This is a genomic window from Oleiphilus sp. HI0066, assembly GCF_001635725.1.
This window is the reverse complement of the sequence record NZ_LWFH01000685.1, coordinates 1-791: the sequence shown is the minus strand read 5'-3', so window position 1 is coordinate 791 and position 791 is coordinate 1. Positions and strand designations below refer to the sequence as shown.

1 protein-coding gene is annotated in these 791 nt (G+C 46.9%); it reads left to right on the top strand.

The window, feature by feature from the left end; genetic code table 11:
- Nucleotides 1-767 (top strand): toprim domain-containing protein (locus A3738_RS08665; RefSeq protein WP_231876588.1); only part of this gene is annotated, 767 nt, incomplete at its 5' end.
- Nucleotides 768-791: the final 24 nt, after the last annotated feature.

The following is a 791-nucleotide window of genomic DNA, read 5'->3' as shown; positions in this document are numbered from 1 at the left end:
GTAATGCCCAAAAGCGTATGCGAGCAAGTAAAAAGGTTGTTCGTAAGAAAGTGACTTCAGGGCCAGCACTGCCAGGCAAGTTGGCGGATTGTTCTGGGGCAGATGCATTGCGTTCAGAGTTGTTCTTGGTTGAGGGTGACTCTGCTGGTGGTTCCGCAAAACAAGCACGAGATCGTGAGTATCAAGCCATCATGCCGCTTCGCGGTAAGATACTTAATACCTGGGAAGTAGATTCTGCCGAAATTCTTGCCTCCCAAGAAGTCCATGATATTGCTGTCGCAGTGGGCGTGGATCCAGGATCAGATAATCTAGAAGGATTGCGTTATGGCAAGATTTGCATTCTTGCTGATGCGGACTCTGATGGTCTTCATATCGCGACACTTTTATGTGCTCTATTTGTACGCCACTTCAAACCACTCGTTGAAGCTGGTCATATCTATGTTGCGATGCCTCCTTTGTATCGTATCGATGTGGGTAAAGAAGTGTTTTATGCTTTGGATGAAGCTGAGCGCAAGGGTGTGCTTGATCGAATCGAAGCAGAAAAAAAACGTGGCAAGGTGAATGTTCAGCGCTTTAAAGGTTTGGGTGAGATGAATCCAATGCAGTTGCGTGAAACAACAATGGCTCGCGACACGCGTCGATTAGTTCAGCTAACAATCGATGATCATGCTCAAACTGTCGAAAACATGGATATGCTGCTTGGTAAGAAGCGAGCAGCGGATCGTAAGTCTTGGCTTGAATCCAAAGGAGACATGGCCGAAGTATAAGAGATAATTCGCGGCACTTGCGGT